This is a genomic window from Gordonia sp. HS-NH1, from assembly GCF_001418765.1.
In the GTDB taxonomy this organism is placed as follows: Bacteria; Actinomycetota; Actinomycetes; order Mycobacteriales; family Mycobacteriaceae; genus Gordonia.
Genome location: NZ_LIYC01000012.1, coordinates 123396 through 131988 on the forward strand (window position 1 = coordinate 123396; position 8593 = coordinate 131988).

The 8593-nt window shown below is 69.4% G+C and carries 7 protein-coding genes; 6 read left to right on the forward strand and 1 reads right to left on the reverse strand.

Annotated features, from left to right (window positions below; translation table 11 throughout):
- Nucleotides 1-900: a LysR family transcriptional regulator gene (locus tag AMD30_RS11225; protein ID WP_055475680.1), complete on the reverse strand. Its 900-nt coding sequence runs from the start codon at nt 898-900 to the stop codon at nt 1-3.
- 96 nt (nt 901-996) lie between these two features.
- On the opposite strand from AMD30_RS11225, the gene AMD30_RS11230 reads away from it, so the two are divergent.
- The 6 genes from AMD30_RS11230 to AMD30_RS11255 are packed head-to-tail and all read left to right on the forward strand — an operon-like array spanning nt 997 to nt 8482.
- Nucleotides 997-2088, forward strand: coding sequence for a DMT family transporter (locus AMD30_RS11230; RefSeq protein ID WP_055475681.1), 1092 nt, complete (start codon nt 997-999; stop codon nt 2086-2088).
- On the forward strand, nt 2046-2660 hold the full coding sequence (locus tag AMD30_RS11235; RefSeq protein ID WP_055475682.1) for a hypothetical protein: 615 nt from the start codon (nt 2046-2048) through the stop codon (nt 2658-2660). Before AMD30_RS11230 ends, AMD30_RS11235 begins: the two co-directional genes overlap by 43 nt.
- A gap of 17 nt (nt 2661-2677) precedes the next feature.
- On the forward strand, nt 2678-3310 hold the full coding sequence (locus AMD30_RS11240; protein WP_010844842.1) for a TetR/AcrR family transcriptional regulator: 633 nt from the start codon (nt 2678-2680) through the stop codon (nt 3308-3310).
- Nucleotides 3311-3321: 11 nt separating this feature from the next.
- A complete protein-coding gene (locus tag AMD30_RS11245) occupies nt 3322-5040 on the forward strand; it encodes an FAD-binding oxidoreductase (protein WP_055475693.1) in 1719 nt (572 codons plus the stop codon).
- Between the two features lie 41 nt (nt 5041-5081).
- Nucleotides 5082-7283 (forward strand): phosphate acetyltransferase, encoded by a 2202-nt coding sequence (gene pta, locus AMD30_RS11250; RefSeq protein ID WP_055475683.1) that lies wholly within the window; start codon nt 5082-5084, stop codon nt 7281-7283.
- Nucleotides 7280-8482: an acetate/propionate family kinase gene (locus tag AMD30_RS11255; RefSeq protein WP_055475684.1), complete on the forward strand. Its 1203-nt coding sequence runs from the start codon at nt 7280-7282 to the stop codon at nt 8480-8482. Before pta ends, AMD30_RS11255 begins: the two co-directional genes overlap by 4 nt.
- The last annotated feature ends 111 nt before the right edge of the window (nt 8483-8593 follow it).

Consider the following 8593-nt stretch of genomic DNA (forward strand, 5'->3'; position numbering starts at 1 on the left):
CTACGAAACCGTCTGGGCGACAGCGGCGTCGAGCATGTCGAGCACTCGCCGGATCGGAGGCAGGTCGAGTCCGGCCTGTCGCACCCTCACCCGCACCTCGCGCGCGGGCGTGGGGTCGACGATGGGAATCGACGCGACACCGGGTGGCAGGTCGATGAGTGCGAGCTCGGGGACGACGGTGAGTCCGACGCCGGCCGCGACGAAGCGGATCGCGGTCGGGTAGTCCTGCGTCTCCACGCTGAAGTCGGGTACGAAGCCCACCGAGGTGCAGGCGTCGAGCAGTGCCTGCCGGCAGGGTCCGCGTGCCACGTCGTTGTCTACCCAGGGGACCTGGGACAGTTCGCGCAGGGTCACCGACTCCAGCGCGGCCCACGCTGAATCCTCCGGCACGACAGCGTGATAGGGGTCCGTGGTCAGTCGGCGACCGACGAATCCCGCGACCTCGGCGGAGGGTCGTCGGCTGTCCGCCACGTAGATCTCGATGTCGGGCGACGCCGACGACGGACCCATCAGTTCGATGAGGCGCAGATCGAGCCGCAGTCCGGGGAACTCGCGGGAGATGGTGGCGACGATCGGCGGAATCCAGGTGGCGCCCGCGGAGGCGAAGTAGTTGATGCGCAGCTGGCCGAGACGCCCGTCGCGCAGCTCCGAGATCAGGCCGTCGACGCGCGCGATCTGTTCGAAGACGGTGTCGGACTCGCGTGCCAGGATGAGGCCGGCCTCGGTCGGCACGATGCCGCGCCCGTCGCGCTCGACCAGTGACAGCCCGGTCTCGCGCTGGAGCGTGGCGATGTGCTGACTGACTGCCGACGGTGTGTATCCGAGCGCGGCCGCGGCCCCGCCGATGGACCGCTCGCCGATGACCGAGCGCAGGACCCGGAGGCGGTGGATGTCGACCATGCGGAGACGATACAACGGGAACACTACAGTGATGCTGAAGTATCGGAAATGAGTATTCACTTGTCCTGAAGTGCGGAATGGGCGAACCTGGAGGACATGTCCTCGCGCCTGACGCCGGCCTCCTCTGTGTCCGCCGCCGCACCACTGCCCGCGCTCGCCGCACTCGTGACCGTCGTGTTGTGGGCGTCGGCGTTCGTCGGCATCCGTGCGCTGGGCGACACGTTCTCCCCGGGTGCCATGGCCTTTCTGCGGTTGCTCGCCGCGGTCATCCCGCTGACGATCCTCGTGGCGGTGGTGCGTCTGCGTGCGCGGGCGACCGGGGCGCAGGCACGGCCACTGTTCCCGCGGGGTCGAGCGCTCGCCATGGTGACGGCCTACGGCGTCGCCTGGTTCGCCGGGTACACCGTCCTGCTGAACTGGGCCGAGCGTCACCTCGACGCCGGGACCGCGGCGCTGCTCGTGAACCTGGCGCCGATCCTCGTCGCCGTCGCCGCGGGATTGTTTATGGGAGAGGGATTCCCGCGCCATCTCGTGATCGGCATGACGATCGCTTTCGCGGGGGTGGTGCTGATAGCACTCGGCGGGTCGGCGACCGCGGACGCGCACGCCGACTGGCTCGGTGTCGTGCTCGGGGTCGCCGCGGCGATTCTCTACGCGACCGGCGTGCTGATCCAGAAATCCGCACTGCGCACCGTCGATGCGCTGACCGCCACCTGGCTGGGTGCGGTCGCGGGCTTGGTGGCGACTGCGCCGTTCGCGCCCGTCGCCGTCACCGAATTGTCCGTCGCCGAGCCGGGCGCGATCTGGGCGGTCATCTACCTCGGGGTCGGACCGACCGCGATCGCATTCTCCACGTGGGCCTACGCGCTGGCCCGGACCGACGCGAGCGCGATGGCGGCCACGACGCTCGTGGTCCCCGCACTCGTCATCGTCCTCTCGTGGGCGCTGCTCGGCGAGCTGCCCACCGGTGTCGGCATCGTCGGTGGACTGCTCTGCCTGGCCGGCGTCGCCATCGCGCGCCGATTGCTGCCGAGACGGCCGCGCGTGGCCCGGCGTGCGCGTAGCCTGGACGCATCGTCGCCGGCGTTGACGCCTCCCGAGCCACGACGGGTTCCCGGCACGACCGCAACCGAGGGGACACCGCCATGCGCAAGCTCGTCGCCGGCCTCGCCATCGGCGGGTCGCTGACTCTCGGTGCGGTGGCGACGCTGCTGACCGTCGACTCGGAATCGCCTGCGGCGCCGCCCACTGTGAGCTGCCCACCGTTCTCCGGTTCCGGGCCGATCCCCGGGTGCTCGTTGCGTGTCGACGGGACCCATCTGCAGATCACTCTGTACAACAACGCCACTCGAAGCCCTGCTGTGGAGTGCACCCTGACGCCGAGCGGTGCGCTCCGTCCCACCGACTCCGCGTCGATGGGGCCGGGCTCGCGCGGGACGCTCGGGGCCTCGGTGTTCCCGAGCGTGTCGAGGGTCTTCGTCGTCGACTGCCGTGGCGGCGGTACGGGCGCCGACCGCGTCGAGCGCCAGACCACGATCAGCGCGCGCGCGGAGGCGCCGGTACCCGAGCGGACGACGCCGCCGGCCCGTCGTTCATCGCCTCCGCCGGCCCCCTCGGCGCCCTCCACGTCACGCGAGTCCGACGTGCCCGCGGATGACTCGGCACCGCAGCCGGGTACCGGGGATGCCGGGTCCGCCGAAGCCGCGATCCCGCCGCCGACCGTCACCACGACGACCACGACGGTTCCCGCCTCATCCTGATTCGCTACGGTTTTCGCATGGATCGCGACCGCATGGTGGATGTCGGAGTCGGGCTTGTCTCCCGGTTCGGGGCCAAGACGCTGAGTCTGACGTCGGTGGCCCGGCACGCCGGGGTCGCGCGCGCCACCGCCTACCGGATGTTCGGCGGGCGCGAAGCGCTGGTCACGGCGATCGTGGAACGCGAGGTCTCGCTGCTGCGGGTGAAGCTGGTGGAGTGGTCGGCGAGTGCACCCGACGCGGCGGGCAAGATCCACGCGCAGGTGGTGAACGTGCTGCCCTACATCCGCAACCACGACGCATTGCAGTACGTCCTGCGCAAGGAGCCCGAGGAGGTCGTGCGCGCGTTGGTCGCCACCAGCGATTCGGCCGGGCCCACCCTCATCCACCAGATCGTGTCGGAGACCCTGCCCGACCTCGAACCCCAGATCGGGGACCAGCTGTTCCCGAACCCGCGGGGAGCCGCGGAGTTCCTCGTCCGCACCATCTACTCCCTCATGCTCATCCCCGACAGCTTCCTGAGCGATGAGCAGATCGCCGAACTCGTCGTCCGGGCGGTCGTGCGCACCGACGCCGAGGGAGACGCCTCCGGCGGGGATGATTCCGGGGGTGTTCCGCCGACCGGCGGTGCCGCACCGGGCGCGGCCCGATGACCGACGAGCGGATGTCCGACGAGACCGCGATACCCGTCGTCCAGATGCGCCGGCCGCGATGGGGGGACCCGGCGCGCACCGCCGAACTGCCCGGCGCGGCGGCTGCGCTCGCCGGCGGCCGGGACGCCGACTCCGGCGTCGACCCGGCGACGATCACCCTTCCCCGACCGGTCGTCGGTCCCAGTGTCCGAGAGGAGATCTCGGCGATCGTCGGTGCCGGAAACGTCACCGACGCGGATGCCGCACGGGTTCAGCACACGCGCGGGTACTCCACCCCGGACATCCTGCGGTTGCGTGCGGGCGACGCCGGCGATGCGCCCGATCTCGTGGTGTACCCCGGTGACCACGACGAGGTGGTCGCGATCCTCCGGCTGTGTTCGGACCGGCGGATCGCCGTGGTGCCCTTCACCGGTGGGACGTCCGTGGTCGGTGGTCTGACGCCGGACCGCGCCGCGGTCACCGGCGTGATCAGCCTCGACCTGCGACGCCTCGACCGGGTGGTGGAGATCGACGAGATCTCCCGGATGGCGACCCTGGAGGCGGGCCTGCGGGGGCCGGCGGCCGAAGCGCTCCTGCGTGAGAAGGGGTGGACCATCGGGCATTTCCCGCAGTCCTACGAGGGCGCCGGGATCGGCGGCTACGCGGCCACCCGATCTGCCGGCCAGTCGTCGGCGGGCTATGGGCGGTTCGACGAGATGGTCGAAGGGCTCGTGCTGGCGACCCCGCGCGGCACGATCGAACTCGGTACCGCGCCCCGCTCGGCGGCCGGCCCCGATCTACGTCAGCTGGTCCTCGGATCGGAGGGTGTGTTCGGTGTCATCACCAGCGTGCAGGTGCGCATCCGGCCGGTGCCGGTGGCCCGAGTCTTCGACGCCTGGCGCTTCGCCACGTTCGCCGACGGCGCGACCGCGCTTCGCCGGCTCGCCCAGGACGGTCCGCTGCCGACGGTGCTGAGGCTGTCCGACGAGGTGGAGACCGCGCTGAATCTCGCGGATCCGGCCGGCGCCGGCGCCGGGAGCGAAGCGAGCGGGCCGGATGACACCGGCGCCGGGAGCGAAGCGAGCGGGCCGGATGACACCGGCGCCGGGAGCGAAGCGAGCGGGCCGGATGACGCCGGCGCCGGGAGCTTAGCGGGCGATGGTGGGTCCGCGGGGTGTCTGGTCGTCGCCGGATATGAGGGTGCCGCCGACGAGGTGGCACGCCGTCGCGACGCGGCGTCGGCGGTCCTGACCGACGCCGGCGGGAGCGCGCTGGGCGACGGTCCCGGGGAGTCCTGGCGGACAGGCCGTTTCGCCGCACCGTATCTGCGCGATCCGTTGCTCGATGCGGGCGTGCTGGTCGAGACGCTCGAGACCGTCGCCTTCTGGTCGCGGTTGCACGAGGTGCGCGACGCGGTGACGGCTGCCCTCACGGACTCGCTCACGGCGTCGGGCACGCCGCCGCTGGTGATGTGCCACATCAGTCACGTCTACGAGTCGGGCGCCTCGCTGTACTTCACCGTCGTCGCACCGTTCGGCGACGATCCGCTGACGCAGTGGGCGGCGGCGAAAACCGCGGCCAATTCCGCGATTCGGGCGTCCGGGGCCAGTATCACCCACCACCACGCGGTCGGTCGGGATCATCGGGACGCCTACCACGACGAGATCGGGCCCCTGGCGCTGGAGGCGTTGCGGGCGGTGAAGGCGTCGCTCGATCCGGCCGGCGTGTGCAATCCGGGAATTCTGATCTGACCCTCGATCCGCCGGGAGGGGTGCGTGGCTCGAGCGCCACTATGCTGGGGCGCATGGCCACGGATGCAGTCCAGACCGCCGACGGACCCGCGAGTGCGGAACAGGTCGTCGCCGACACCACGACGAGTATCTACATCGCTTCCGCGGAGGGGGAGACCGGCAAGTCCATCGTCGCGTTGGGGCTGCTGGCGCTGCTGTCGGCCACCGGCGGGCGGGTCGGCGTGTTCCGTCCGATCTCGCGGACGGCCACCGAGGATCGGGATCCGATCCTCGATCTGCTCCTCGACTACGACTCCGCCGACCTCCCCTATGAGGACTGTCTCGGCGTCACCTACGAACAGGTCCACGACGACCCAGAAGGTGCGATCGCGGAGATCGTCGCCCGTTTCCACGCCATCCAGTCCCGGTGCGACCGCGTGGTCATCGTGGGCTCGGACTACACCGACGTCGGAACTCCGTCCGAACTGAGCTACAACGCCCGGATCGCGGCCAATCTCGCTGCCCCGATGGTGTTGGCCATCAGGGCGATCGACCGGTCGCCGGCAGAACTGCAGGGTCTGGCCGAAGGCCTCATCGCCGAGGTGAAAGCCGCGCACGCGACCCCGGTCGCGCTCGTCGCCAACCGGTGCGATCCCGATCGGCTCGGCGAGATCCGGGAACAGCTGCGCAGCACCGGGATTCCGGCGCTGTGCCTCCCCGAGGAGCCGGTGCTGTTCGCGCCCACGATGGGGGAGCTGAAAGAGGCGCTCGGCGCGACCATGTACAGCGGCGACGAGGAGCTGCTCGATCGGGAGGCGCTGCGGGTGATGGTCGGCGGCATGACCGTCGAGCACATCCTCGAAAGGCTCACCGACGGCACAGTCGTCATCACTCCGGCCGACCGATCGGATGTCCTGCTCGCCCTGGTGAATGCGAACACTGCGCAGGGGTTTCCACGTCTGTCGGGCATCATCCTCAACGGTGGGCTCAAACCGCACCCGATGATCGAGGCGCTGGTGAGTGGTCTCAAACCGACGCTGCCCATCATCAGCTGCCCGCAGGGCACCTACGACACCGCGCGTACGGCCGCGCACACGCGGGGCAAGCTCGGTGTGGGCTCCGTGCGCAAGATCGAGGCTGCGCTGTCGATGATGGAGACCCACGTCGACCCCGAGAAGGTCATGCACAACCTCAACGTGTCGACGCCGACGGTGGTGACGCCGCAGATGTTCGAGTACCGGCTGATCTCCCGCGCGCGTGCCGACCGGAAGCACATCGTGCTGCCGGAGGGGGATGATGACCGAATCCTGCGCGCGGCCAACCGGCTTGCCCGGCGCGGCGTCGCCGATCTCACCATCCTCGGCGATCCCGACACGGTCCGCGAACGCTCCATCGAACTCGGACTCGACCTGGCCGATGTGACGGTCATCGACCCGGCCGAGTCCGAGTACCTCGACGAGTTCGCCCGGGTCTACACCGATCTGCGCAAACACAAGGGCATGGATTTCGAACGGGCACAGGAGAAGATGCGGGATGTGTCCTACTTCGGCACGATGATGGTGCACACCGGCCGCGCCGATGGGATGGTGTCGGGGGCGTCGCACACCACCGCACACACGATCCGGCCGGCTTTCGAGATCATCAAGACGAAACCGGGGGTCTCCACCGTCTCGAGCGTGTTCTTCATGTGCCTGGCCGACAAGGTGCTGGCCTACGGTGACTGCGCCATCGTCCCGGACCCGTCCGATGAACAGCTCGCCGACATCGCCATCTCGTCGGCGCAGACGTCGGCGGCCTTCGGCATCGATCCGCGGGTCGCGATGCTGTCCTACTCCACGGGAACGTCCGGGTCGGGCGCCGACGTCGAGAAGGTCAAGACGGCAACCGAACTCGTGCGCGAGCGGGAACCAGGACTGCTGGTCGAGGGACCCATCCAGTACGACGCCGCGGTGGAACCGTCGGTGGCGAAGACCAAGATGCCCGATTCGCCGGTCGCCGGTCGCGCGACCGTGTTGATCTTCCCCGATCTGAACACCGGCAACAACACGTACAAGGCGGTTCAGCGCAGCGCGGGCGCGATCGCGATCGGCCCGGTGCTGCAGGGATTGAACAAACCGATCAACGATCTGAGTCGTGGAGCTCTCGTCTCCGACATCGTGAACACCGTGGCCATCACCGCGATCCAGGCCCAACAGGGGGATGTGGACCCGATCACGGGGAACGCTGACACCGCCGACACCGCGGACGCCGAGGCCGGTCGATGAGCGGGGCATCCGGCGCGGTGCTGGTGTTCAATGCCGGCTCGTCGTCGCTGAAGTATCAACTGGTGCAGCCGGCGGACGGCACGGTGGTCGCCGAGGGCATCGCGGAGCGGATCGGCGATGTCGGCTCGTCGATGACGCATGAGCAGAACGGTGAGACGGTCACCGAGACATTGCAACTCGACGACCACCTCGCCGCGGTCCGGCGCGCGGAGCGTTTCTTCGCCGACAACGGAACCGACTTGGCGAAGGCGGGACTGCGTGCGGTGGGGCACCGGGTGGTCCACGGCGGAAGGTCGTTCTACGAGCCGACCGTGGTGACCCCCGAGGTGATCTCGGAGATCGAGCGGATCTCCCCGCTGGCACCGCTGCACAATCCGGCCAACCTGGTCGGCATCCTGGCCGCGCAGGAGTTGCTCCCCGACGTCCCGTCGGTCGCGGTCTTCGACACCGCCTTCTTCCATGGGCTCCCCGACTCGTCCGCGACGTACGCGATCGACCGTGCGGTGGCCGACGAGCATGCGATCCGCCGCTACGGTTTTCACGGCACCAGCCATGAGTACGTGGCCGGCAGGGTGGCCGAGTTCCTGGACCGCGACCCGGTGTCGCTGAACCAGATCGTGCTGCATCTCGGCAACGGCGCGTCGGCCTCGGCCATCGCCGGCGGACAGCCCATCGACACGTCGATGGGTATGACCCCGCTGGAGGGGCTGGTCATGGGAACCCGCAGCGGTGACATCGACCCCGGGCTGGTGTTGCACCTGAACCGGGTGGCGAATCTGTCCGTCGGCGAGATCGACACGCTGCTCAACAAGCGTTCGGGACTTCGAGGTCTGTGCGGCGAGAACGACTTTCGCACCATCACCGAGCTGATGGACTCCGGTGACGACGCCGCCCGTCGCGCCTTCGACGTCTACATCCATCGCCTACGTCGCTACCTCGGCGCCTACGCCTTCGCCCTCGGGCGCGTCGACGCCATCACCTTCACTGCCGGAGTCGGCGAGAACTCGGCAGTCGTCCGGTCTCGTGCGCTGGCGGGCCTGGAGGGGTTCGGGATCGTCCTCGATGAGGAGCGGAACGCTGTGCGTGGCAAGTCTGCTCGGCGGATATCGGCGGATGACAGCGCCGTGGATGTGCTCGTGGTGCCGACCAATGAAGAGCTGGCAATCGCGAGGCAGTCGACTGCGGTCGTGGCGGGCTGACCCACCGATGACAAGGTGTCGCTGTAGGTGTGTGCTTACGGCGGGTTAGCTGAGCGAACTCACGGAGGTCGCAGTTCGGACAGGGGGCCACTAGGTGTACTAACCACGGAC